Genomic DNA, 24,644 nt, shown 5'->3' with positions numbered 1-24,644 from the left:
GGCCGGCGTTTACTCGGGCTTCTGGTAACTGTCGATCACTTCCTGCGCCGCGCGGAACGCATCGATCGCCGCCGGCACGCCGGCGTACACCGCGCAATGCAACAGGGCTTCGCGGATCTCATCGACCGTGCAGCCGTTGTTCAACGCGCCGCGCACGTGACCTTTCAACTCTTGCGGACATTTCAATGCGGTCAGCGCGGCGAGGGTGATCAGGCTGCGGGTTTTCAGCGGCAGACCTTCGCGATTCCACACGCCGCCCCAGGCGTGTTCGTTGACGAAATCCTGCAGCGGTTGAGTGAACTCGGTAGCGTTGCCCAATGCGCGATCGACAAACGCGTCGCCCATTACCTGGCGGCGGACTTCAACCCCGGATTTCTTCGATTCGGTCATGGCACATCCCTCTTGTGGTGTTGGCGGCGCCAGGCGCGCACGGACGTGAAAAACAGAAACGCCAGCAGCGTCGGCAGCACATAAAACAGCATCAATCGCTCGAGCTTGCCGGCCAGTGGCATGCCGGTGGTGAACGACACCACGTGCAGCCCGTACGCCAGATACAAACCCAGCAGCAGCAGACCTTCGGCGCGGGTCACGCGGTAGCCGGAATAGAACACCGGCAGGCATAGCAACGCGACGCCGAGCATTACCGGCAGGTCGAAATCCAGCGCATTGGGCGAGACCGACAGCGGTGTCGGCGCGATCAAAGCGGTGAGGCCCAGCACCCCAAGCAGGTTGAACAGGTTGGCACCAATCACGTTGCCCACGGCGATGTCCCGCTGACCGCGCAACGCAGCGATCAGCGAGGTGGCGAGTTCCGGCAGCGAGGTGCCGACCGCGACCACGGTCAGGCCGATGACCCGTTCGGAGAAACCCAGATCGGTGGCCACCACCACGGCCGCCCCCAGCAGCAAGTGTCCGGCGAACACCAGCATGCCCAGGCCGCCGACAATCATCAGCAGGCTGGTGAACCACGGGGCTTGCGGATCGTGGGGTTGATCGGAATGCGGTCGGGTCGAATGCCGTGATTGGCGCAGCAGTAATCCGAGATAAAGCGCCAGGGCGCCGAGCAACAGAATGCCGTCGAGGCGCCCGAGTTCTTCATTCCACGCCAGCACGAATACCAGCAGGCTGGCGCCGATCATCAACGGGATGTCGAGGCGCACCAATTGCCGCGACACCCGCAGCGGAATGATCAGCGCCGACAGGCCGAGGGTGACGAGAATGTTGAAAATGCTGCTGCCGATCACGCTGCTGACCGCGATGTCCGGCGTGTGCGCCTGCACGGCTTGCAGGCTGACCGCCATTTGCGGGGCGCTGCTGCCGAGGGCGACGATGGTCAGGCCGATGATCAGCGGTCGTACATGCAGGCGCGCGGCCAGGCGCACGGCGGCGCGCACCATCAGCTCGGCGCCGGCGATCAGCAGGAACAGCCCGCTGAGCAATTCGATCACGCTGATCAGCGGCAAGTCGGTCAGTCCGAAAATGGTGGACGCTCCATCAGTCGTCGAGGGCCTGCACCCGAACCCGGGCGGTTCCACTGCGCAGCATACCGAGCTGTTCGGCCGCCGCACGTGAAACATCGATCAGGCGGCCACGGGTGTGCGGGCCACGGTCGTTGATGCGGACCACGACGGATTCATCGTTTTTCAGGTTGGTGACCTTCACCCGAGTGCCGAAGGGCAATTGGCGGTGAGCGGCGGTCAGGGAATTCTGGTTGAACGCTTCGCCGCTGGCGGTACGTTTACCGTGGTGTTTGGCTCCGTAATAGGAGGCGACGCCGGTCTGGTCGTAACCGTGCGGGTCGATGATGTCGGTGCTGGCGCAACCGGCCAGCAAAGAAAGCAGGGCGCAGGCGCCGAGCAGACGTTTCATTCATAAGCTCCCAAGTGATCGTTCCCACGCTCCGGCGTGGGAATGCACCCCGTGACGCTCTGCGTCACACCGCAATGGACGCGGAGCGTCCGAGGCGGCATTCCCACGCAGAGCGTGGGAACGATCCTCAGGCGCGGGGCCATCGTCAGCCTTCGAGCTTGCTTTTCAGCAGTTCGTTCACTTGCTGCGGGTTGGCCTTGCCCTTGGAGGCTTTCATGGCCTGACCGACGAAGAAGCCGAACATCTTGCCGCGCTTGGCTTCGTCTGCCGCGCGGTATTGTTCGACCTGCTCGGCGTTGCCCGCGAGCATTTCGTCCAGCACCGCCGAGATCGCGCCGGTGTCGGTAACCTGCTTCAGGCCGCGCTTTTCGATGATCTCGTCTGCGCTGCCTTCGCCGTTGGCCATCGCTTCGAACACCACTTTGGCGATCTTGCCGGAGATGGTGTTGTCCTTGATGCGCTGCAGCATGCCGCCCAGTTGCTCGGCGGAAACCGGCGAATCCTCGATGTCCAGGTTCTGCTTGTTGAGCAGGCTGCCCAACTCGACCATCACCCAGTTCGCCGCCAGTTTGGCGTCGCCGCCGATGCTCGCGACTTTCTCGAAGTAGTCCGCCTGCTCACGGCTGGTGGCCAGCACGTTGGCGTCGTAGGCCGACAGACCAAAGGCACTCTGGAAGCGCTCGCGTTTCTGCGGTGGCAGCTCCGGCAGAGTGGCGCGCACGTCGTTGAGGAACGAGTCCTCGATGACCACCGGCAGCAGGTCCGGATCGGGGAAGTAACGGTAGTCGTTGGCTTCCTCTTTGCTGCGCATCGGACGGGTTTCGTCCTTGTTCGGATCGTACAGACGGGTCTGCTGGATCACTTTGCCGCCGTCTTCGATCAGGTCGATCTGACGCTGGATCTCGGAGTTGATCGCTTTCTCGATGAAGCGGAACGAGTTGACGTTCTTGATCTCGCAGCGGGTGCCGAACTCGACCTGGCCTTTCGGACGTACCGACACGTTGCAGTCGCAACGCAGCGAACCCTCGGCCATGTTGCCGTCGCAGATGCCCAGGTAACGCACCAGCGCGTGGATCGCCTTGACGTAGGCCACCGCTTCCTTGGCGCTGCGCATGTCAGGCTCGGACACGATTTCCAGCAGCGGCGTGCCGGCACGGTTCAGGTCGATGCCGGTGGCACCGCTGAATTCTTCGTGCAGGCTCTTGCCGGCGTCTTCTTCCAGGTGCGCACGGGTGATACCGACGCGTTTGACCGTGCCGTCTTCCAGGGCGATGTCCAGGTGGCCCTTGCCGACGATCGGCAACTCCATCTGGCTGATCTGGTAGCCCTTCGGCAGATCCGGGTAGAAGTAGTTTTTACGGGCGAACACGTTGTGCTGGCCGATCTCGGCGTCAATCGCCAGACCGAACATCACCGCCATGCGCACCGCTTCCTGGTTGAGCACTGGCAGCACGCCGGGCATGCCCAGGTCGATCAGGCTGGCCTGGGTGTTCGGCTCGGAACCGAACTGGGTGGAACTACCGGAAAAGATTTTCGACCGGGTGGTGAGCTGGGTGTGAATCTCCAGCCCGATCACGACTTCCCATTGCATGTGTGTCTCCTCAGAAGCCGGTTGGGGTGCGAGTGTGCCAGTCAGTGTTCAACTGATACTGGTGCGCAACGTTGAGCAAGCGGCCTTCCTGGAAATACGGAGCGAGCAGTTGCACGCCGACCGGCAGACCGTCGACGAAACCGGCCGGCATCGACAGGCCCGGCAGGCCCGCGAGGTTGGCGGTGATGGTGTAGACGTCTTCCAGGTAGGCAGCGACCGGGTCGCTGTTCTTGGCACCGAGTTTCCAGGCCGGGTTTGGCGTGGTCGGGCCGAGGATGATGTCGACTTCATTAAAGGCAGTCATGAAGTCGTTCTTCACCAGGCGACGGATCTTCTGTGCTTTCAGGTAGTAGGCGTCGTAGTAACCGGCGGACAGCGCGTAGGCACCGACCATGATCCGGCGCTGTACTTCAGGCCCGAAACCTTCGCCACGGGAGCGCTTGTACAGGTCTTCCAGGTTCTTCGGGTCTGCGCAGCGGTGGCCGAAGCGCACGCCGTCGAAACGCGACAGGTTGGAGGACGCTTCTGCCGGGGCGATCACGTAGTACGCAGGAATCGCGTGCTGCATGTTCGGCAGGCTGATTTCCTTGATCACGGCACCGAGCTTCTGCAGCTCTTTGATGCTGTTCTGGATCAGGTCGGCGATGCGCGGGTCGAGACCTGCACCGAAGTACTCCTTCGGCACACCGATGCGCAGGCCTTGCAGCGAACCATTCAGGCCAGCGGCGTAGTCCGGCACTGGCTCATCGATGCTGGTGGAGTCGTTCGGATCGAACCCGGCCATACCTTGCAACAAAATTGCGCAGTCTTCGGCCGTGCGTGCCAGAGGGCCGCCCTGATCGAGGCTGGAGGCGTAAGCGATCATGCCCCAGCGCGAAACGCGACCGTAGGTCGGTTTCAGGCCGGTGAGGTTGGTGAATGCAGCTGGCTGCCGGATCGAACCGCCGGTGTCGGTGGCCGTCGCAGCAGGCAACAGACGAGCGGCAACCGCGGCAGCCGAACCACCGGACGAACCGCCCGGCACGTGTTCCAGGTTCCACGGGTTTTTCACCGCGCCGTACCAGCTCGACTCGTTGGCCGAACCCATGGCGAATTCGTCCATGTTGGTCTTGCCCAGGGTCACGGTGCCGGCGGCGGCCAGCTTCGACACCACGGTGGCGTCGTACGGGGCCTTGAAGTTGTCGAGCATCTTCGAGCCGCAGCTGGTGCGGATGCCCTGGGTGCAGAACAGGTCTTTATGGGCGATCGGCGCGCCGAGCAGGGCGCCGTTCTCACCATTGGCCCGGCGCACGTCGGCGGCTTTCGCCTGCTCAAGGGCCAGCTCTTCGGTGAGGCTGATGAAACTGTTGAGCTGCGGGTCGAGCTGGGTAATGCGCGCCAGCAGGACTTTGGTCAGCTCTTCGGAGGAAAACTTTTTATCGGCGAGACCGCGGGCGATCTCGGCCAGAGTCAATTGGTGCATTGCAGGCTCTTTCCCTTTAGTCGATGACTTTCGGAACCAGGTACAGGCCGTTTTCGACCGCTGGTGCGATGGACTGATAAGCCTCGCGGTTATTGCTTTCGGTCACGACGTCGGCGCGCAGGCGCTGACTGGCTTCCAGCGGGTGGGCCAGCGGCTCGATACCGTCGGTATTGACCGCCTGCATTTCGTCGACCAGCCCGAGAATGCTGTTGAGGGCCGAAGTGATGTGTGGAAGATCGGCGTCATTCAGGCCAAGGCTGGCCAGATGAGCGATTTTTTCCACGTCGGAGCGTTCTAGCGCCATCGGGTTTCTCCAGTGGAAAACAGGACGGACGGCGTCCGTGTGTTAGATTGTCGGAACACTACCGCACTTCTACGGTCATAAGGCCGCGATTGTGGGGCTTGGTGCACAGAAAAGCGGCCAATTTAACATATTGGCGCCTTGCCCAAAATCCCTGTCGTTGTTAGAGTTTGCCGCACTTTTTTACCCACGCGTTGCCTAGGGTCCCTTTCCCATGTTCAAGAAACTGCGTGGCATGTTTTCCAGCGATCTTTCCATTGACCTGGGCACTGCCAACACCCTTATTTACGTGCGCGAGCGCGGTATCGTCCTGAATGAGCCATCGGTTGTGGCCATTCGGACACACGGTAACCAGAAAAGTGTCGTCGCTGTCGGCACCGAGGCCAAGCGCATGCTCGGCCGTACGCCGGGCAACATTGCTGCCATTCGTCCGATGAAGGACGGCGTGATCGCCGACTTCAGCGTCTGCGAAAAGATGCTGCAATACTTTATCAACAAGGTTCACGAAAACAGCTTTCTGCAGCCCAGCCCTCGTGTGCTGATCTGCGTTCCATGCAAGTCCACCCAGGTTGAGCGTCGTGCCATCCGTGAATCGGCCCTTGGTGCCGGTGCCCGTGAAGTGTTCCTGATCGAAGAGCCGATGGCCGCTGCGATCGGTGCCGGCCTGCCGGTTGAAGAAGCTCGCGGTTCGATGGTCGTGGATATCGGTGGTGGTACCACCGAAATCGCGCTGATCTCCCTGAACGGTGTGGTCTATGCCGAATCCGTACGCGTTGGCGGCGACCGCTTCGACGAAGCGATCATCACCTACGTGCGCCGCAACTACGGCAGCCTGATCGGCGAATCCACCGCCGAGCGCATCAAGCAGGAAATCGGCACGGCCTATCCGGGCGGTGAAGTTCGCGAAGTCGACGTTCGCGGTCGCAACCTGGCCGAAGGCGTTCCACGCGCATTCACCCTGAACTCCAACGAAGTGCTGGAAGCTCTGCAAGAGTCCCTGGCAACCATCGTTCAGGCCGTGAAAAGCGCCCTGGAGCAATCGCCGCCGGAACTGGCTTCCGACATCGCCGAGCGTGGCCTGGTGCTGACGGGCGGTGGCGCGCTGCTGCGTGACCTCGACAAGCTGCTGGCCCAGGAAACCGGTCTGCCGGTGATCGTTGCCGAAGATCCGCTGACCTGCGTTGCTCGCGGCGGTGGCCGTGCACTGGAAATGATGGACAAGCACACCATGGACCTGCTCTCCAGCGAATAATCGCCGGGTGCAATACGTGGGTGAGCGCACAGGCAGCACTTTGCAGTGCTGCCTGTTGGCGTTTATCTTCTGTCAGTCTTCATCCAGGCCGGTTTGATGCCGTATGAATAAACAGAACATTTGCCTGGGAGGAGCGGCTTATTAAACCGCTTTTCGCCAAGGGCCCCTCACTGGGCGTGCGCTTGTTGGTGCTGGCCGTACTGTCGGTCGCGCTGATGGTCGTTGACGCGCGCTTCAGCCTGCTTAAACCCGTACGCAGCCAGGCCTCGCTGGTGCTGATGGACGCCTACTGGATTACTGACCTGCCCGGACGGTTGTGGGAAGGTATCGCCAGCCAGTTCGGCAGTCGCACCGAGCTCGTCGCCGAAAATGAAAAACTCAAGTCGGAGAACCTGCTGTTGCAGGGTCGCATGCAGAAGCTTGCCGCCCTCACCGAGCAGAACGTCCGTCTGCGCGAGTTGCTCAATTCCTCCGCGCTGGTCAACGAGAAGGTCGAAGTGGCCGAGCTGATCGGCATGGACCCCAACCCCTTCACCCATCGCATCATCATCAACAAAGGCGAGCGTGATGGCGTGGTGCTCGGTCAGCCGGTGCTCGATGCTCGCGGCCTGATGGGGCAGGTGGTCGAACTGATGCCGTACACCTCCCGTGTGCTGCTGCTGACCGACTCCACCCACAGCATTCCTGTGCAGGTGAACCGTAACGGTCTGCGGGCGATCGCCAGCGGCACCGGTAACCCGGAACGCCTTGAGTTGCGCCATGTCGCCGACACCGCCGATATCAAGGAAGGGGACCTGTTGGTCAGCTCCGGTCTCGGCCAGCGTTTCCCGGCCGGTTATCCGGTGGCGACGGTCAAGGAAGTGATCCACGATTCCGGCCAGCCATTCGCCATTGTTCGCGCCGTACCGACCGCCGCATTGAACCGCAGCCGTTACCTTCTGCTGGTATTCAGTGACAACCGCACCGCCGAAGAACGTGCCAACGATGCCGCGCAGGCTCAGGAAAACCTCGATGCCTTTGGTGGCGGTCCGGTGGTTCCGGCCACGGTGCCGAAAATCGTCACCCCGCCTGCCGCAGCCGCAGCCGCAACCCCTGCCACGACGACAGCGCCGGCTACGCCTGCCGCCGACACCACGCCGGCCAAACCCGCTGCGAGCAAACCGCCTGCAGCCACACCCGCGGTCAGCAAGCCACCGGCGAATCAGCCCGCTGCTCGACCAGCAGCCAAACCGCCTGTCACTGCGCCGGCGACCACCGGGAGGCAAGAATAATGGTCGGAGCTACCGCATCGCGTAACGGCTGGATCGTCTGGCTGACGTTTATCGTCGGCATACTGCTCAGCGTGTCGCCATTGCCGATTTTCATGGAAATCCTGCGCCCGCTGTGGCTGGCTTTGCTCCTGGCCTTCTGGGCTTTGTACCTGCCGCATACGGTCGGCATGGTCACGGCTTTCTGCCTGGGGCTGGCCGAAGACGTGCTGCAAGGCGATCTGCTCGGTCAGAATGCATTGATCCTGACACTGATCACGTTCCTGGTGCTGTCATTGCAGCAACGCCTGCGAATGTTCCCGATGTGGCAGCAGAGCCTGGTGATTCTGGTGATCTTCGGCCTCGCCCAGCTCGTACAGCTTTGGCTCAGTGCCTTGACCGGCAACCGTCAGCCGACCCTTGCGCTGGTCCTGCCGGCACTGGTCAGTGCCTTGCTCTGGCCATGGGTCAGCTTCGCTTTGCGTGGATTGCGCCGGCGCTACAAAATCAACTGATTCGGTCAGGCATGGGCCCCCACCGGTGCCATGAGGCAGGGCACTCAACAGGGAGATGTTTGGATGAAGCCGCTTTACCTCGCCTCAGGATCGCCGCGTCGGCGTGAATTGCTCACTCAGATCGGCATCCCGTTTACCGCCATCAGCGCGGATATCGATGAAACCCCTCTCGCCAATGAATCCCCATCGGCCTACGTCGAGCGCCTGGCGCGCGGCAAGGCAGACGCCGGACGGCGCACCGTCGTCTGCGACGTAGCGTTTTGCGTACTGGGCGCCGACACCGCCGTGGTGCTGGACGGCAAAATTCTTGGCAAACCGGTGGACGAAGCCGATGCATGCGCCATGCTGATGATGTTGTCCGGCAAGGAGCATGAAGTGCTGACGGCGATTGCCGTGCTCGACGGCGAGCGCTGCGAGTCGCGGGTGGTGCGCAGTCGGGTGCGGTTCCGCTCGATCAGTCGCGAAGAAGCCGCCGCCTACTGGGCCAGCGGCGAGCCCCGGGACAAGGCGGGTGGCTACGGCATTCAGGGGCTTGGCGCGGTGTTCGTCGCCGGCCTAAACGGCAGTTACTCGGCGGTCGTCGGCTTGCCGGTGTGCGAAAGCGCAGAACTGCTCGGCCATTTCGGCATACCCTGTTGGCAAACCCTGAACGCGCAATGAGCGTCGAACGGACAAGATGCAGCCATTATCGTGAACATGCCTGAACGAGACCCTGCCATGAGTGAAGAGATTCTGATCAACATCACGCCGATGGAATCGCGCGTGGCGGTGGTCGAAAACGGTGTGCTGCAAGAAGTGCACGTCGAGCGTACGCAAAAACGCGGGATCGTCGGCAACATCTATAAAGGCAAGGTGGTGCGGGTCCTGCCGGGCATGCAGGCGGCATTCGTCGACATCGGCCTGGATCGCGCAGCCTTCATTCATGCCTCGGAAATTTCCCTGCGCGAAGGTCCTGCGGTGGAAAGCATCAGTGCGCTTGTACACGAAGGCCAGAGCCTGGTGGTGCAAGTCACCAAGGACCCGATCGGTTCCAAAGGTGCGCGATTGACAACGCAATTGTCGATCCCGTCGCGCTATCTGGTGTACATGCCGCGCACCGCCCACGTCGGCATTTCCCTGAAGATCGAAGACGAAGCCGAGCGCGAACGCCTCAAACAGGTGGTCAGCGACTGCGTGGCCAAAGAAGGCATCAAGGAGGCCGGCGGCTTCATTTTGCGTACCGCCGCCGAAGGTGCCGGGGCCGATGAGATCCTGATGGACATCCGCTACCTGCGCCGCCTGTGGGATCAGATCAACGAGCAGATCAAGACCATCGGCGCACCGAGCGTGATCTACGAAGACTTGGGCCTGGCGCTGCGTACCCTGCGCGATCTGGTCAGCCCGAAGATCGAGAAGATCCGCATCGACTCCCGGGAAACGTTTCAGAAAACCACGCAGTTCGTCGCCGAACTGATGCCGGAAATCGCCGATCGTCTGGAACACTACCCGGGTGAGCGGCCGATCTTCGACCTGTACGGCGTCGAAGACGAAATCCAGAAAGCCCTGGAGCGCAAGGTGCCGCTGAAGTCCGGTGGTTATCTGGTGATCGATCCGGCGGAAGCCATGACCACCATCGATGTGAACACCGGGGCGTTCGTCGGTCATCGCAACCTCGAAGAAACCATCTTCAAGACCAACCTCGAAGCCGCGACCGCGATTGCCCGGCAGATGCGCCTGCGCAACCTGGGCGGGATCATCATCATCGACTTCATCGACATGGAAGACGAAGAGCACCAGCGTCAGGTGCTGCGTACCCTGGAGAAACAACTGGAGCGCGATCACGCCAAGACCAACATCATCGGCATTACCGAGTTGGGCCTGGTGCAGATGACGCGCAAGCGCACCCGTGAAAGCCTTGAGCAAGTGTTGTGCGAACCGTGCAGCAGCTGTCAGGGCCGGGGCAAGCTGAAAACTCCGGAAACCATTTGCTACGAGATTTTCCGCGAGATCCTGCGCGAAGCCCGGGCCTATCAGGCCGAGGGTTATCGGGTGCTGGCGAACCAGAAAGTCGTCGACCGGCTGCTCGATGAAGAGTCCGGTAACGTGGCCGAACTTGAAGGTTTCATCGGGCGCACCATACGCTTCCAGGTGGAAACCATGTATTCCCAGGAACAATATGACGTGGTGCTGCTCTGAACCCCTGCATCACCTTTTTCCTGAAACGGCTGGCCTCAGCTTTTTGCAGTATTTTTGCCATGGGAGCCAACTGACATGGAACGTCTGACACGCATTTTGGCCGCACTGACCCGCTGGGGTCTGGGCCTGTGCGCGTTGGTTCTGGTATTGATGGCGTTGTACGTCAGTCTCGGCCGGGAACTCACGCCACTGGTGGCCGAATACCGCACCGATATCGAAGACAAGGCCAGTGCCGCATTGGGCATGCCGCTGCAGATCGGCGAGCTGGAAGGCAACTGGAGCGGGTTTGCCCCGATCCTGCTGGCCCACGACGTGATGGTCGGCAGCGGCGCCAATGCCCTGCGCCTGGATCGGGTGCGCGCGGTGCCGGATCTTTGGGCCAGTTTGCTCGCCCGGGAAGTACGCATCGCCCATCTTGAACTCAACGGTCTGAAGATCAGCCTCAAGGAAGGCGAAGACGGAAAGTGGGCGCTGGAAGGCTTGCCGGTGCAGCAGGATCAGCCCATGGATCCCGAGCAACTGTTCAACCGCATGCAAATGATTCAGCAACTGTCGGTGCTCGACAGTCAGGTGACGTTGCAGCCGCTGGAGCAGGCGCCGCTGACCCTCACTTATGTCGGCCTCAATCTGAAGACCGGGTCCAGCCGCCAACGCCTCGATGCGCGCCTGACCCTGCCCGACGGTCAGCCTGTGGCGCTGAGCCTACGCACACGACTTCGTCCGAATCAGTGGCAGAGCAGCGAAGTGGAAGGTTATGTCAGCCTGCCGCAGAGCGACTGGTCAAAATGGCTACCCGAGCGCTTGACCCAACAATGGAATTTCTCCGAGATCAAGGCCGGTGGCGAGCTGTGGGTCAACTGGCGCGAGGGGGCGTTGCAGAGTGCTGCGATCCGTCTCAATGCGCCGCAACTGACCGGCGCCTACGCTGAACGCAAGCCGATCCAGATCAACAATCTGGCGCTCAATGGCTATTTCCAGCGCGGTTCCGAGGGAGCCATTGTCACGCTTGATTCGCTGGCGATGAATTTCGGCGAAACCCGCTGGGAATCCCATGTCCAGATCAAACAGACTGCCGCCACCGACAAGAACGAAGAACTCTGGCATCTGCAGGCTGACCGGCTCGACCTGACGCCGATCACCCCTTTGCTCAATGCCCTCGGCCCGTTGCCCCAAGGCGTCGCCACCGTGGTCGAGCGCCTGAAAGTAACCGGCGGTCTGCGTAACGTGCTGCTGGATTTCCGGCCGAACGCCACCGACGACAGCAAATTCAGCTTCGCCGCCAACCTCGATCAAGTCGGCTTCGACGCCTACCACGGCGCGCCGGCCGCACGGAATGTCAGCGGCAGTCTTACCGGCAATCTCGGCGGGGGCGAACTGCGCATGGACAGCAAGGATTTCGTCCTGCACCTCGATCCGATTTTCGCCAAGCCGTGGCAATACATTCAGGCCAACGCCCGGTTGACCTGGAAGCTCGATAAAGAAGGTTTCACCCTGATCGCGCCGTACCTGAAGGTGCTCGGCGAGGAAGGCAAGATCGCCGGCGACTTCCTGATCCGCCTGCATTTCGATCACAGCCAGGAAGACTACATGGATCTACGGGTCGGTCTGGTGGATGGCGACGGTCGCTACACCGCCAAGTACCTGCCGCAAGTCCTGAGCCCGGCCCTCGACGAATGGCTGCGTACGGCGATTCTCAAGGGCGCGGTGGATCAGGGGTTCTTCCAGTATCAAGGCTCGCTGAACAAGAACGCCGGGGAAGCGGATCGCAGCATCAGTCTGTTCTTCAAGGTGCACGACGCCGAGCTGGCTTTCCAGCCGGGCTGGCCGCACGTGAGCAAGGTCAACGGTGACGTATTCATCGAAGACAGCGGCGTGCGCATTCTCGCCAGCAAGGGCCAGTTGCTCGATACCCAGGTCGGCGACGTCTTCGTCAATATTCCCCATGTGCCGAGCGGCGAGCACAGCCACATGTTCCTCGACGGCAGCTTTGCTGGCGGGCTGGGCGATGGCCTGAAGATTCTTCAGGAGGCGCCGATTGGCACCGCCGATACTTTTGCCGGCTGGGAAGGCGAGGGTGACCTGCAAGGCAAGCTCAAACTCGATGTGCCATTGGCCAAGGGCGATCAGCCGAAAATTCTCGTCGACTTCAAAACCGCCAATGCGCGCTTGAAGCTGGCGGAGCCGAAGCTTGAATTGAGCCAGCTCAAGGGCGACTTCCGCTTCGACAGCGCAAAAGGGCTGAGCGGACAGAACATCAGTGCCCGGGCTTTTGACAAGCCGGTGACCGCGCAGATCTTCGCCGACGGTGCCCCCGGCAATCTCAAGACCCGGATCGCGGCGTCAGGGCAGGTCGAGGTCAAGAAACTCACCGACTGGCTGGGCGTGACTCAGCCATTGCCGGTGTCCGGGACCATCCCATATCAGTTGCAAGTGAATCTGGACGGCGCCGACAGCCAATTGATGGTCAGTTCCAGTCTGAAGGGCGTGGCGGTGGATCTGCCGGCGCCGTTCGGCATGGCCGCCGATGTCGGGCGTGACACGGTGTTCCGCATGACGTTGCAGGGGCAGGAGCGGCGTTACTGGGTCAATTACGATCAACTGGCCAACTTCACCTTCGCCGCGCCACCGGGCAACTTTGCCGATGGTCGGGGTGAGCTGTTCCTCGGCGCTGGCGAAGCGGTGTTGCCGGGCAGCAAAGGCCTGCGGGTGCGTGGCGTGTTGTCGGAGCTGGACGTAAAGCCGTGGCAGGATCTGCTGGACAAATACGCCGGCCAGGATCCAGGCGGCAACGCCAAACAGTTGCTCAGCAGCGCAGATTTCAAGATCGGCAAACTCACCGCCTTCGGCACCACCCTGGATCAGGCAGCCGTGCAGGTGAATCGCAAGCCCGGTGCCTGGGCGCTGGCCCTCGACAGCCAGCAGGCCAAAGGCACGGCGGGCATTCCTGACGCCAAGGGCGCGCCGATTGCGGTGAACCTGCAATACGTGCGATTGCCAGCGCCGGACCCGACGGTGCAGGCCGACGAGAACGCGCCGGACCCGCTGGCTTCCGTCGATCCGAGCAAGATCCCGGCGCTGGATATCACCATCAATCAATTGTTCCAGGGCCAGGACTTGGTCGGTGGCTGGTCACTCAAGATTCGGCCGACCGCCAAGGGCATCGCCCTGAACAACCTCGATCTGGGCCTCAAGGGCATCCTCCTGCAGGGCAGCGGCGGCTGGGAAGGAACCCCCGGTGCCACGACCAGTTGGTACAAGGGCCGGATCGGCGGCAAGAACCTCGCCGATGTGCTCAAGGGCTGGGGTTTTGCGCCGAGCGTGACCAGCGAAGAATTCCACATGGATGTCGATGGCCGCTGGCCGGGCTCGCCGGCGTGGCTGGCGACCAAGCGCTTCTCCGGCACCCTCGATGCGTCCCTCAACAAAGGCCAGTTTGTTGAAGTGGAGGGCGGCGCTCAGGCATTGCGCGTGTTCGGTCTGCTCAACTTCAACTCGATTGGCCGGCGTTTGCGTCTCGACTTCTCCGACCTGTTCGGCAAAGGCCTGAGCTACGACCGGGTCAAGGGATTGCTGGTGGCGACCAACGGCGTGTATGTGACGAAAGAGCCGATCAAGTTGACCGGTCCCTCGAGCAACCTGGAACTGGACGGCACGCTGGATCTGGTGGGCGACAAGGTGGATGCCAAATTGCTGGTGACTTTGCCTGTGACCAACAACCTGCCGATTGCCGCGCTGATTGTCGGCGCGCCGGCCGTCGGCGGTGCGTTGTTCCTGATCGACAAGCTGATCGGCGATCGCGTGGCGCGGTTCGCCAGCGTCAAATACACCGTGAAAGGCCCGTGGAAAGAGCCGAAAATCACCTTCGACAAGCCTTTTTGAACAGCCAGCCCCTGAACCGATGGAGTAGCATGGCCGCATACCTCTTGCGGAGTGCGCCATGTCTTTAGCGGTGATTCAAATGGTCAGCCAGAGCGATGTGCTGGCCAATCTGCGCGATGCCCGACGTTTGCTCGAACAGGCAGCCAACGCCGGCGCGAAGCTGGCGGTGCTGCCGGAAAACTTCGCGGCCATGGGCCGTCGCGACATCGCCGATATTGGCCGCGCCGAAGCGCTTGGCGAAGGCCCGATCCTGCCGTGGTTGAAACAGACCGCCCGCGACCTCAGGTTATGGATTGTGGCCGGCACCTTGCCGTTGCCGCCGGCGGGTCAGCCTGAGGCGAAGTCCCATGCCTGCTCGCTGCTGGTGAACGATCAGGGCGAAATCGTTGCACGCTATGACAAGTTGCACCTGTTCGATGTCGACGTAGCGGACAATCGCGGCCGTTACCGCGAATCCGATGACTATGCTTATGGCAGTGGCGTGGTGGTCGCGGACACGCCGGTCGGGCGATTGGGCCTGACGGTGTGCTACGACCTGCGCTTCCCGGAGATGTACAGCGAACTGCGCGCTGCCGGGGCTGAACTGATTACCGCACCGTCGGCCTTCACTGCGGTGACCGGGGCGGCGCACTGGGATGTACTGATCCGCGCGCGGGCCATTGAAACCCAGTGCTACGTGCTGGCGGCAGCCCAGGGCGGAACGCATCCGGGGCCGCGGGAAACCTTTGGCCACGGGGCGATTGTCGACCCGTGGGGCCGCGTGCTGGCGCAGCAGGAACAAGGCGAAGCCGTGTTGCTGGCCGAGCGCGACAGCAATGAACAAGCGTCCATCCGGGCGCGAATGCCGGTGACCGGTCATCGGCGGTTTTTTTCGCAGGGCGCACAGCGACCTGCTTCAGAACACGAATTTAAGGCGTAAAACCTATGAGCGAGTTGTTGTCCTCAGTCAGTGATCACCTGTTGGCGCCCGGCGGCGTGACGATCGAGAGCCTGCAAGGCGTGCTCGGTGATCTGGCGGGTCCAGGCATCGATGCGGCCGACCTGTATTTCCAGGGGCAGATTTCCGAGTCCTGGTCGCTGGAAGACGGCATCGTCAAGGAAGGCAGTTTCAACCTCGACCAGGGTGTTGGCGTACGTGCGCAGTCCGGTGAGAAAACCGGTTTCGCCTACAGCAACGCGATCACCCTCGAGGCCCTGGGCGCGGCGGCCCGTGCGGCCCGTTCGATTTCCCGCGCCGGGCAGAACGGCACGGTGCAGGCGTTCAGCACCCAGGATGTCGCCCAGTTGTACGCGCCGGACAATCCGCTGGAAGTCTTGAGCCGCGCTGAGAAAGTCGAACTGCTCAAGCGCATCGATGTGGCGACCCGCGCGCTTGACCCGCGAATTCAGCAGGTCAGCGTGAGCATGGCCGGGGTCTGGGAGCGCATTCTGGTGGCCTCGACCGACGGTGGTCTGGCTGCCGACGTGCGTCCGCTGGTACGTTTCAACGTCAGCGTGATCGTCGAGCAGAACGGCCGCCGCGAGCGCGGCGGTCATGGCGGCGGCGGGCGTACCGACTACCGTTATTTCCTCGCCGAAGACCGCGCCATGGGCTATGCCCGTGAGGCGCTGCGTCAGGCGCTGGTGAACCTGGAAGCGATTCCGGCACCGGCCGGGACCTTGCCGGTGGTTCTCGGCTCGGGCTGGTCCGGCGTGCTGCTGCACGAGGCGGTCGGCCACGGCCTGGAAGGCGATTTCAACCGCAAGGGCAGTTCAGCCTACAGCGGACGCATGGGCGAAATGGTTGCCTCGAAACTCTGCACCATCGTCGATGACGGCACCCTGAGCGGTCGTCGCGGTTCCCTGAGCGTCGACGACGAAGGCACCCCGACCGAGTGCACCACGCTGATCGAAAACGGCGTACTCAAGGGCTACATGCAGGACAAGCTCAATGCGCGGCTGATGGGCGTGGCCCGCACAGGCAACGGTCGTCGCGAATCCTACGCACACTTGCCGATGCCTCGGATGACCAACACCTACATGCTCGGCGGCCAGAGCGATCCGGCGGAAATCATCGCCTCGGTGAAGAAGGGCATCTATTGCGCCAATCTCGGCGGCGGTCAGGTCGACATCACCAGCGGCAAGTTCGTGTTCTCCACCAGCGAGGCGTATCTGATCGAGGACGGCAAGATCACCGCACCGGTCAAAGGCGCAACGTTGATCGGCAACGGTCCGGAAGCGATGAGCCGGGTGTCGATGGTTGGTAACGATCTGGCGCTGGACAGCGGTGTGGGCACGTGTGGCAAGGACGGGCAGTCGGTGCCGGTGGGTGTGGGTCAGCCGACCCTGAAAATCGATGCGATCACCGTGGGTGGCACGGGCGCATAAGAAGGGATGGAGCTTCGGGTGGCGCGCGGTGCGACCACCCGGTGGCGAATATCAGCGCAGACCGCGTTGAGTCTCGTCCAGCTCACGGATGTACTTGAAGATCTTGCGGCTCGAGGCAGGAGGTTTGTTTTGCGCAACCTCGTGCTGGGCCTGACGGATCAGGGAACGCAGTTGCTGGCGGTCGGCGTCCGGGTAATCGACGACGAATTTCTCCAGCACGGCATCGTCACCGGCGATCAGGCGGTCACGCCAGCGTTCGAGGTTGTGGAAGCGCTCGTTGTACTGACGGGTCGAGGCATCGAGTTGATCGAGCAAGGTGAGAATCGCGTCAGTGTCCTGATCGCGCATCAGTTTGCCGATGAACTGCAAGTGCCGTTTACGCGCGATGTTCGCGGTGTGCTTGGGCGCATCGGCCAGGGCCCGGCGCAAAGCGTCGGTCAATGGCAGTTTTGCCTGCAAGTCGGGCTTGAGCGTTGTAAGGCGCTCGCCAAGGTCAACCAGAGCATGCAGCTCGCGTTTGACCTGGGATTTGCTTTTTTCTCCCGTATCGAGGGAGTCGTCGTAAGAATCAACCATGGTGGCAGTCCGCAAAGAAACGCCGCCATGATAACCAGTCGGGGGCCGCTTGTCCGGCCCGGTCGCTCGAAGGCCCCAGCCGAAAGCAGAATTTGAGTGGAGATGAGCATGAGTGCAGTTGAAAGCGTCGGCCCACAGGCATTGCCGGCACTGCAGGAACAGGTCGAACAGATCATCGCCGAAGCCAAGCGTCAGGGTGCCAGTGCCTGTGAAGTGGCGGTGTCGCTGGAGCAGGGCCTGTCGACGTCGGTGCGTCAACGTGAAGTCGAAACGGTCGAGTTCAACCGCGATCAGGGTTTTGGCATCACGTTATATGTCGGCCAGCGCAAGGGCTCGGCCAGCACTTCCGCCACCGGGCCGGATGCGATTCGCGAGACTGTCGCCGCCGCGCTGGCGATTGCCAAACACACGTCGGAAGACGAAGCCTCGGGGTTGGCCGATGCGGCGCTGATGGCCAGGGATATTCAGGATTTCGACCTGTTCCACCAATGGGACATCACGCCGGAGCAGGCCATCGAGAAGGCGTTGCTCTGTGAAGCTGCCGCGTTCGACGCCGATGCGCGCATCAAGAATGCTGATGGCACCACGTTGAGCACTCATCAGGGCTGCCGCGTGTATGGCAACAGCCATGGTTTCATCGGCGGTTACGCTTCGACCCGGCACAGCCTGAGCTGCGTGATGATCGCCGAGGCCGATGGCCAGATGCAGCGCGATTACTGGTATGACGTGAACCGCCAGGGCAGTTTGCTGGCGGATCCGGTGAGCATTGGCCAGCGCGCGGCGCAGCGTGCGGCTAGCCGTCTGGGTGCGCGCCCGGTGCCGACCTGCGAAGTGCCTGTATTGTTTTCGGCGGAACTGGCGGGTGGGTTGTTCGGCAGCTTCCTGTCGGCGATTTCCGGCGGCAGTCTGTACCGCAAATCGTCGTTCCTCGAAGGCACTTTGGGGCAGAAGCTGTTCCCGGAATGGCTGACCATCGACGAGCGTCCGCATCTGATGCGCGCCATGGGCAGTGCTTCCTACGATGGTGACGGTCTGGCGACTTATGCCAAACCGTTCGTCGAGAAGGGCGAGCTGGTCTCGTACATCCTTGGCACCTATTCCGGTCGCAAACTCGGCATGCCGAGCACCGCCAACGCGGGCGGTGTGCATAACCTGTTCGTCACCCATGGCGATGAAGACCAGGCCGCCTTGCTGCGGCGCATGGGTCGTGGCCTGCTGGTCACCGAACTGATGGGCCATGGTCTGAACATGGTGACCGGTGATTACTCGCGCGGTGCGGCAGGTTTCTGGGTCGAGAACGGTGAAATCCAGTTCGCGGTGCAAGAAGTGACTATCGCCGGCAACATGCGGGACATGTTCAAGCAGATCGTCGCGGTGGGTAACGATCTGGAACTGCGCAGCAACATTCGCACCGGTTCGGTGTTGATCGAGAAGATGACTGTCGCGGGCAGCTAAGCCCAGACAGGTACACAAAAGGCGCGCCACCCGATTGGGTGGCGCGCCTTTTTTGTGTTCGCAAATTTGTCGGGTTGGTGAACGCAGCAAAAAAAGCCGCTCTTGTTTTGGTTCTCATTATCATCTAATAATAAATCTCATTATCGGATGGGCCCAGAATCATGAGTTCTGCCTTGCACGAGCAGCCGTATCTCGAAAGCTGGCGCTGGATGAGTCGCCGGATCCGTTGCGCGATGGATCCCGACGAGCCACGACTGATCGAACACTACCTGGCCGAAGGCCGGTATCTGGCCTGCTGCACGGCGACTTCGCCCTGGATGATCGCTGAAACCTCCTTCCGTCTGCTGCTCGACACGGCCACCGATATCGCGCTGCCGTGGCACTGGCGCAGCCTGTGTCTCGATCAAGCCTGGCGCCCCTTGCGTGAAATGGAGCGCCTCTCGCTGTGCAAGTGCCGGCTCAAGCGCTGGCAAAGCTACACCTGGCAATTGGCGACCTGCGAGTTGCTTCCCTCGATTCCTCTCATAGAACTGGTGCAAGGATTTTCAGATGACCAAGACACGTATTGAGCGCGACAGCATGGGCGAACTGCAGGTGCCGGTGGACGCTCTCTACGGCGCGCAGACCCAGCGCGCAGTGGATAACTTCCCGATCAGCGGCAAGCCGATGCCGACCCAGTTCATCCGCGCCCTGATTCTGGCGAAAGCGGCCGCCGCGCGCGCCAACGTTGAACTCAACCAGCTCAGCGCCGCCCAGGGCAAGGCAATCAGCGATGCCGCCCAAGGGTTGCTGGAAGGCGACTTCATGCGGCATTTCCCGGTGGACATCTTCCAGACCGGTTCCGGCACCAGCTCCAATATGAACGCCAATGAAGTGATTGCCACCCTGGCCAGCCGCTTGCTCGACGAACCGGTGAACGCCAACGACCACGTCAACTGTGGGCAGAGCAGCAACGACATCATTCCTACCACTATCCACGTCAGCGCCGCGCTGGCCCTGCACGAACAACTGCTGCCGGCACTGCTGCACCTGGTGCAAGTGATCGAACGCAAGGCCGAGCAAGTCCATCACCACGTCAAGACTGGCCGCACCCACTTGATGGATGCCATGCCGGTGCGTATGAGTCAGGCGTTGAACGGTTGGGCGCAGCAGCTCAAGGCCAATATCGGTCACCTGCAGGATTTGCTGCCAAGCCTGCAATCCCTGGCCCAGGGCGGCACGGCGGTCGGTACCGGGATCAATGCGCATCCGGAATTTGCTGCGCGGTTCAGCCGCCAGCTCAGCCAGTTGACCAATGTCCAGTTCACCCCTGGCAAGAATCTGTTCGCCCTGATCGGCTCGCAGGACACTGCCGTGGCCGTCTCGGGCCAGCTCAAGGCCACCGCCGTGTCCCTGATGAAAGTCGCCAACGACCTGCGCTGGATGAACTCCGGCCCGCTCGCCGGGCTCGGTGAAATCGAGCTTGAGGGCCTGCAGCCGGGCTCATCGATCATGCCAGGCAAGGTCAATCCGGTGATTCCGGAAGCCACCGCCATGGTAGCTGCGCAAGTGATCGGCAATGACTCGGTGATCACCATCGCCGGTCAATCAGGCAATTTCGAGCTGAACGTGATGCTGCCTATCATTGCCCAGAATCTGCTGAGCAGCATTGAGTTGCTGGCCAACTCCAGCCGTTTGCTGGGTGACAAGGCCATCGCCACCTTCAAGGTCAACGAGTCGCGCCTCAAGGAAGCGCTGTCGCGCAACCCGATTCTGGTGACCGCGCTCAACCCGATCATCGGTTACCAGAAAGCTGCCGAGATTGCCAAGCAGGCCTACAAGCAGGGTCGCGCGGTGATCGACGTTGCGCTGGAACACACCGACCTGTCGCGCAGCCAGCTGGAAGAGTTGCTCAATCCCGAGAAACTCACCGCCGGTGGCGTGTAAGCACCGCAACCGCTTTGGAGGTTCACCATGGAGCACTGGAAACGCACGATCGAACGGGCCAATCGCTGCTTCATCCTGGGCGAGCTGATCGATGCCCGCGAGGCCTACCTGCAAGCATTGGCTTTGGCGCAGGTGTTGTTCGAGCGCTGGGCCGATGCCGACGAAGCGGTGGCGGCTTGCGTCATCTCCCATCACAACCTTGCCGATCTGCACCTGCGCCTGAATCAGCCGGAGGAGAGCGCCGAGTACCTGTGCGCGATTCATCAACGGCTGTTGCAGACCATGCAGGACGAGCGCCTGCGTCCGGCCCTGCGTGAAGCCGCGCTGCGCCAGAGCAGCAAGACCTACGTCGAGCTGCTCAATTTCATCAGCGAACACGGCGAATACCCGCGCACCCAGCGTTTGCTGCACTCGGATACCGGCAACGCGCGCCGAGTGCCTGCCCCACATCACCATGGAGTCCACTGAAATGGCTTTTACCCTGCCAGCCTTGCCTTACGCCTACGACGCACTGGAGCCGCACATCGATGCGCAAACCATGGAGATCCACTACACCAAGCATCATCAGACTTACATCAACAACCTGAACGCTGCGGTCGAGGGCACCGAATTCGCGGAATGGCCGGTGGAGAAGCTGGTCGCCAGCGTCCAGCAACTGCCGGAAAAGCTCCGCGCGGCGGTGATCAACCAGGGCGGCGGTCATGCCAACCATTCGCTGTTCTGGGAAGTGATGGTGCCCAACGGCGGTGGCAAACCGGACGGTGCGCTGGCCAGGGCGATCGATGAGCAGCTGGGTGGCCTCGACAGCTTCAAGGACGCCTTCACCAAAGCCGCGTTGACCCGTTTCGGCAGTGGCTGGGCGTGGCTCAGCGTCATGCCCGACAAGAAACTGGTGGTGGAAAGCAGCGGCAACCAGGACAGCCCGCTGATGAACGGCAACACGCCGATTCTCGGGCTCGACGTGTGGGAACACGCGTACTACCTGCGTTATCAGAACCGTCGGCCGGAATACATCAGCGCGTTCTACAACGTGATCAACTGGCCGCAAGTTGCTGCGCGCTATCAGGCCGCGATGGTTTAAGTCCCTATAAAAACAATCCAAGGCTGACTATGGGCACTGAAACACTGGCGATCGGAAGTGGGCGTATGTTTCGTTACGCAATCGGTTCGCTGCTGCTGTTGGCGGGCATGTCCCTGTTGGTCGCACACGGACTCGATTGGCTGAATCTGGAGCCGAGGTTGTCGCGGGCATTGCAGGGCGGCGCGATTTGCGCCCTCGGCACCGCGCTGGGGGCTGTTCCGGTGCTGGTAATCCGCAACATGCCCCAGGCGCTGGGCGATACGCTGTTGGGTTTTGGCGCCGGTGTAATGCTGGCGGCGACCGCGTTTTCACTGATCGTGCCGGGAATCGCCGCCGCCGAAAGTCTGGGACTGAGCCCATGGGGCGCCAGCGGCCTGATTTGCTTCGGCATCATGCTCGGGGCGTTCGGTCTGTATCTGGTTGATCGCCGTGTGTCGGGGGCCTCGCCGGAAATGCTCATCGGCACCGTCGAACATCCGGTGATTCCGCCACGGATCTGGTTGTTCGTGTTCGCCATCATTGCCCATAACATCCCGGAAGGCATGGCGGTCGGTGTCTCGGCGGGCGGTGGAATGCCTGACGCAGAAAGTCTGGCGATGGGCATTGCCTTGCAGGATGTGCCGGAAGGGCTGGTGATTGCACTGGTGCTCGCCGGCGCCGGGATGTCGCGGGTCAAGGCGTTTTTGATTGGCGCAGCGTCAGGTCTGGTCGAACCGGTATTTGCGCTGCTCTGTGCGTGGCTGGTCAGTCTTGCCGAACTGTTGCTGCCCTTGGGGTTGGCGCTGGCGGCTGGTGCCATGCTGCTGGTGGTGACTCACGAGGTCATCCCCGAGTCGCGACGCAATGGTCACGAGAAGCTGGCCAGTCTGGGATTGCTGATCGGCTTCTGTCTGATGATGGTGATGGATACGGCGTTGGGATGAACCGGGGGAGGGAGCGGGCTACTTCGCCTCAGGCGTTTCAACCGCCTTCGTCGAAGTAGTTGTTGATCAGTGTCACCAGCGCGTCCATGGCTTCCTGTTCCTGGTGACCTTCGGTACTCAGGTGGATTTTGGTGCCCTTGCCCGCAGCGAGCATCATCATCGCCATGATGCTTTTACCGTCAACCGTGGTGTCCGGTGTGCGGCCGACTCTGATCGTGCAATCGGGAAACTGGCCCGCCACTCCGACGAATTTTGCCGATGCGCGGGCGTGCAGGCCCAGCTTGTTGATGATTTCTATTTCCCGAGCAGGCATCGCGTTGTGAATCCTTTAGCTGAGGTCGCGGTGGCGAACCTGGACGTTCTTCAGGGTCTTCTGCAGCGCCTGGCCAAGACGTTCGGTCAGGTAAACGGAACGGTGATGCCCGCCGGTGCAGCCGATGGCAATGGTGACGTAAGCGCGGTTGCTCGCCGCAAAGCGCGGCAACCATTTGTTCAGATACGTATAAATGTCCTGGTACATCTCCTCGACCTCCGGCTGCGCCGCCAGATACTCGGCGACCGGCTGATCGAGACCGGATTGCGCGCGCAGTTCCGGTTTCCAGTACGGGTTCGGCAGGCAGCGTACATCGAACACCAGATCCGCATCCACCGGCATGCCGCGTTTGAAACCGAAGGACTCCACCAGAAACGCGGTACCCGGCTCCGGCTGGTTCAACAGGCGCAGCTTGATGGTGTCGCGCAGTTGGTAGAGGTTCAGATTGGTGGTATTGACCTTCAGATCGGCCAGATCGGCAATCGGGCCCAGCAGGGCGGTTTCGTCGTCGATGGCTTCGGCCAGCGAGCGGTTGGCGTTGCTGAGCGGGTGACGACGACGAGTTTCCGAAAAGCGTTTGAGCAACGTTTCGTCATCGGCGTCGAGGTACAGGACATCGCACTGGATATGCCGGCTGCGCACTTCCTCGAGCAACTCTGGAAAACGTGACAGATGACTCGGCAGGTTGCGGGCGTCGATCGAGACGGCCACCAGCGGCTGGAGCATTTCGGTATGAACCAGCGCACGTTCGGCCAGATCCGGCAGAAGACCTGCCGGCAGGTTATCGATGCAGTAGTAACCGTTGTCCTCAAGGACATCCAGGGCGGTACTTTTACCCGAGCCGGAACGGCCACTGACAATGATCAAGCGCATGGTTACGGCCTGTTCTGTTCTTCCAGTACAACCTGGTACAAGGCTTCGTTGCTAGGCGCGCTACGCAGTCTGTCGCGCACGTCCTTGCGGTCGAGCATGCTGGCGATCTGGCGTAACAGCTCCAGGTGCGCATCGGTGGCGGCTTCCGGCACCAGCAGGACGAAGAGCAGGTCCACGGGCGCGCCGTCGATAGCGTCGAAATCGATAGGGGCATCAAGGTGCATCAGCGCACTGATCGGCGCTTCGCAGCCCTTGAGGCGGCAGTGGGGAATGGCGATGCCGTTGCCAAAACCGGTGGAGCCCAGTTTTTCACGGGCAATCAATGCCTCGAATACATCTTGCATCTCCAGATCCGGAACTTCCCGGGCGATCAGGTTGGCAATTTGTTCCAGGGCTTTCTTTTTACTGCCGCCCGGCACGTTCACCAGGGAACGGCCGGGGGTCAGGATACTTTCAAGTCGGATCATGGGGGTGGGGGTTATCGACCGGTAGCGCCCTGAAGCAGGCTCTGGGTCTTTTCCTTATGCTTTTTGAGTTGTTTATCAAGCTTGTCGGTCAGCGCGTCGATCGCAGCGTACATATCGGTATGTTCCGCGTTTGCGACGACCTCATTGCCGGGAATATGCAGCGTGGCTTCGATTTTCTGCTTCAGTTTTTCGACGCACATCGTGACTTGCACGTTGGTGATCTTGTCGAAATGCCCTTCGAGCTTCTTGAGCTTGAGCTCGATGTACTCGCGCAGAGGCTGGGTAACTTCCAGTTGGTGTCCACTGATGTTGACTTGCATACAGCTTCTCCTTCGTTGCCAGTGCATAAAGCGGCAGGCCGAAGAGCCTGCC

Annotated in this window: 25 protein-coding genes; 14 read left to right on the top strand and 11 right to left on the bottom strand. The window is 61.5% G+C overall.

Features of this window, described 5'->3' with window-relative positions; all coding sequences use genetic code 11:
* Nucleotides 1-9: 9 nt before the first annotated feature.
* The 6 genes from BMZ46_RS07565 to gatC form a co-directional block, all read right to left on the bottom strand.
* The gene (locus tag BMZ46_RS07565; RefSeq protein WP_011332452.1) at nt 10-390 is read right to left on the bottom strand and encodes a carboxymuconolactone decarboxylase family protein; all 381 of its coding nucleotides are present in this window, start codon (nt 388-390) and stop codon (nt 10-12) included.
* Complete coding sequence (locus tag BMZ46_RS07560; RefSeq protein WP_074692037.1) at nt 387-1,448, bottom strand: calcium/sodium antiporter; 1,062 nt, start codon at nt 1,446-1,448, stop codon at nt 387-389. The genes BMZ46_RS07565 and BMZ46_RS07560 overlap by 4 nt, the downstream gene beginning before the upstream one ends.
* Before the next feature lie 46 nt (nt 1,449-1,494).
* On the bottom strand, nt 1,495-1,869 hold the full coding sequence (locus BMZ46_RS07555) for a septal ring lytic transglycosylase RlpA family protein (protein ID WP_064593383.1): 375 nt from the start codon (nt 1,867-1,869) through the stop codon (nt 1,495-1,497).
* Nucleotides 1,870-2,014: 145 nt separating this feature from the next.
* Nucleotides 2,015-3,460 (bottom strand): Asp-tRNA(Asn)/Glu-tRNA(Gln) amidotransferase subunit GatB, encoded by a 1,446-nt coding sequence (gene gatB / locus BMZ46_RS07550; RefSeq protein WP_074691841.1) that lies wholly within the window; start codon nt 3,458-3,460, stop codon nt 2,015-2,017.
* Between the two features lie 10 nt (nt 3,461-3,470).
* Nucleotides 3,471-4,922: an Asp-tRNA(Asn)/Glu-tRNA(Gln) amidotransferase subunit GatA gene (gatA, locus tag BMZ46_RS07545; protein ID WP_039769267.1), complete on the bottom strand. Its 1,452-nt coding sequence runs from the start codon at nt 4,920-4,922 to the stop codon at nt 3,471-3,473.
* 16 nt (nt 4,923-4,938) lie between these two features.
* Nucleotides 4,939-5,226, bottom strand: coding sequence for an Asp-tRNA(Asn)/Glu-tRNA(Gln) amidotransferase subunit GatC (gene gatC / locus BMZ46_RS07540; protein ID WP_007953612.1), 288 nt, complete (start codon nt 5,224-5,226; stop codon nt 4,939-4,941).
* A gap of 211 nt (nt 5,227-5,437) precedes the next feature.
* On the opposite strand from gatC, the gene mreB reads away from it, so the two are divergent.
* The 8 genes from mreB to tldD all read left to right on the top strand — a co-directional run bounded on the left by mreB (nt 5,438) and on the right by tldD (nt 16,658).
* Complete coding sequence (gene mreB, locus BMZ46_RS07535; RefSeq protein ID WP_002555108.1) at nt 5,438-6,475, top strand: rod shape-determining protein MreB; 1,038 nt, start codon at nt 5,438-5,440, stop codon at nt 6,473-6,475.
* Nucleotides 6,476-6,615: 140 nt separating this feature from the next.
* Complete coding sequence (mreC, locus tag BMZ46_RS07530; protein ID WP_074691838.1) at nt 6,616-7,746, top strand: rod shape-determining protein MreC; 1,131 nt, start codon at nt 6,616-6,618, stop codon at nt 7,744-7,746.
* Complete coding sequence (gene mreD / locus BMZ46_RS07525) at nt 7,746-8,237, top strand: rod shape-determining protein MreD (RefSeq protein ID WP_039769270.1); 492 nt, start codon at nt 7,746-7,748, stop codon at nt 8,235-8,237. The genes mreC and mreD overlap by 1 nt, the downstream gene beginning before the upstream one ends.
* Nucleotides 8,238-8,300: 63 nt before the next feature.
* Nucleotides 8,301-8,897 (top strand): Maf family protein, encoded by a 597-nt coding sequence (locus tag BMZ46_RS07520; RefSeq protein ID WP_074691835.1) that lies wholly within the window; start codon nt 8,301-8,303, stop codon nt 8,895-8,897.
* A 57-nt stretch (nt 8,898-8,954) separates the two neighbouring features.
* A complete protein-coding gene (gene rng, locus BMZ46_RS07515; protein WP_007953605.1) occupies nt 8,955-10,412 on the top strand; it encodes a ribonuclease G in 1,458 nt (485 codons plus the stop codon).
* A 75-nt stretch (nt 10,413-10,487) separates the two neighbouring features.
* Nucleotides 10,488-14,291 (top strand): YhdP family protein, encoded by a 3,804-nt coding sequence (locus BMZ46_RS07510; RefSeq protein WP_074691832.1) that lies wholly within the window; start codon nt 10,488-10,490, stop codon nt 14,289-14,291.
* 58 nt (nt 14,292-14,349) lie between these two features.
* Nucleotides 14,350-15,210 (top strand): carbon-nitrogen hydrolase family protein, encoded by an 861-nt coding sequence (locus BMZ46_RS07505; RefSeq protein ID WP_074691829.1) that lies wholly within the window; start codon nt 14,350-14,352, stop codon nt 15,208-15,210.
* A gap of 5 nt (nt 15,211-15,215) precedes the next feature.
* Entirely contained in the window at nt 15,216-16,658 is a 1,443-nt protein-coding gene (tldD, locus tag BMZ46_RS07500) for a metalloprotease TldD (RefSeq protein ID WP_007953601.1), read from the top strand.
* A 51-nt stretch (nt 16,659-16,709) separates the two neighbouring features.
* On the opposite strand, the gene yjgA is transcribed toward tldD, so the two are convergent.
* Nucleotides 16,710-17,234, bottom strand: a complete 525-nt coding sequence (yjgA, locus tag BMZ46_RS07495) for a ribosome biogenesis factor YjgA (RefSeq protein ID WP_007953598.1) — start codon at nt 17,232-17,234, stop codon at nt 16,710-16,712.
* 108 nt (nt 17,235-17,342) lie between these two features.
* On the opposite strand from yjgA, the gene pmbA reads away from it, so the two are divergent.
* The 6 genes from pmbA (at nt 17,343) to BMZ46_RS07465 (ending at nt 22,619) form a co-directional block, all read left to right on the top strand.
* On the top strand, nt 17,343-18,689 hold the full coding sequence (pmbA, locus tag BMZ46_RS07490; RefSeq protein ID WP_039769277.1) for a metalloprotease PmbA: 1,347 nt from the start codon (nt 17,343-17,345) through the stop codon (nt 18,687-18,689).
* 161 nt (nt 18,690-18,850) lie between these two features.
* Nucleotides 18,851-19,258 (top strand): hypothetical protein, encoded by a 408-nt coding sequence (locus tag BMZ46_RS07485; protein ID WP_039769279.1) that lies wholly within the window; start codon nt 18,851-18,853, stop codon nt 19,256-19,258.
* The gene (locus BMZ46_RS07480; RefSeq protein WP_074691826.1) at nt 19,239-20,615 is read left to right on the top strand and encodes a class II fumarate hydratase; all 1,377 of its coding nucleotides are present in this window, start codon (nt 19,239-19,241) and stop codon (nt 20,613-20,615) included. The genes BMZ46_RS07485 and BMZ46_RS07480 overlap by 20 nt, the downstream gene beginning before the upstream one ends.
* A gap of 27 nt (nt 20,616-20,642) precedes the next feature.
* Nucleotides 20,643-21,083: a hypothetical protein gene (locus tag BMZ46_RS07475; RefSeq protein ID WP_039769283.1), complete on the top strand. Its 441-nt coding sequence runs from the start codon at nt 20,643-20,645 to the stop codon at nt 21,081-21,083.
* Nucleotide 21,084: 1 nt separating this feature from the next.
* Nucleotides 21,085-21,696 carry a superoxide dismutase gene (locus tag BMZ46_RS07470; protein ID WP_074691823.1) on the top strand — a complete coding sequence of 204 codons (612 nt, stop codon included), beginning with the start codon at nt 21,085-21,087 and terminating at the stop codon, nt 21,694-21,696.
* A 29-nt stretch (nt 21,697-21,725) separates the two neighbouring features.
* Complete coding sequence (locus BMZ46_RS07465; RefSeq protein ID WP_074691820.1) at nt 21,726-22,619, top strand: ZIP family metal transporter; 894 nt, start codon at nt 21,726-21,728, stop codon at nt 22,617-22,619.
* Nucleotides 22,620-22,656: 37 nt separating this feature from the next.
* On the opposite strand, the gene BMZ46_RS07460 is transcribed toward BMZ46_RS07465, so the two are convergent.
* Genes BMZ46_RS07460 through hpf form a run of 4 tightly spaced genes read right to left on the bottom strand, consistent with a single transcriptional unit; the run spans nt 22,657 to nt 24,592 of the window.
* Nucleotides 22,657-22,932 carry an HPr family phosphocarrier protein gene (locus BMZ46_RS07460; protein WP_039769289.1) on the bottom strand — a complete coding sequence of 92 codons (276 nt, stop codon included), beginning with the start codon at nt 22,930-22,932 and terminating at the stop codon, nt 22,657-22,659.
* Between the two features lie 15 nt (nt 22,933-22,947).
* Nucleotides 22,948-23,805, bottom strand: coding sequence for an RNase adapter RapZ (rapZ, locus tag BMZ46_RS07455; RefSeq protein WP_039769291.1), 858 nt, complete (start codon nt 23,803-23,805; stop codon nt 22,948-22,950).
* Between the two features lie 2 nt (nt 23,806-23,807).
* Nucleotides 23,808-24,272: a PTS IIA-like nitrogen regulatory protein PtsN gene (gene ptsN, locus BMZ46_RS07450; protein WP_007953580.1), complete on the bottom strand. Its 465-nt coding sequence runs from the start codon at nt 24,270-24,272 to the stop codon at nt 23,808-23,810.
* A gap of 11 nt (nt 24,273-24,283) precedes the next feature.
* Nucleotides 24,284-24,592: a ribosome hibernation-promoting factor, HPF/YfiA family gene (gene hpf / locus BMZ46_RS07445; RefSeq protein WP_011332471.1), complete on the bottom strand. Its 309-nt coding sequence runs from the start codon at nt 24,590-24,592 to the stop codon at nt 24,284-24,286.
* Nucleotides 24,593-24,644 lie beyond the last annotated feature (52 nt).

This window comes from Pseudomonas sp. NFIX49 (assembly GCF_900115915.1).
GTDB lineage: Bacteria > Pseudomonadota > Gammaproteobacteria > Pseudomonadales > Pseudomonadaceae > Aquipseudomonas > Aquipseudomonas pharyngis.
Note: the sequence above shows the minus strand (reverse complement) of the source record. Positions and strands in the feature narration are given on the sequence as shown.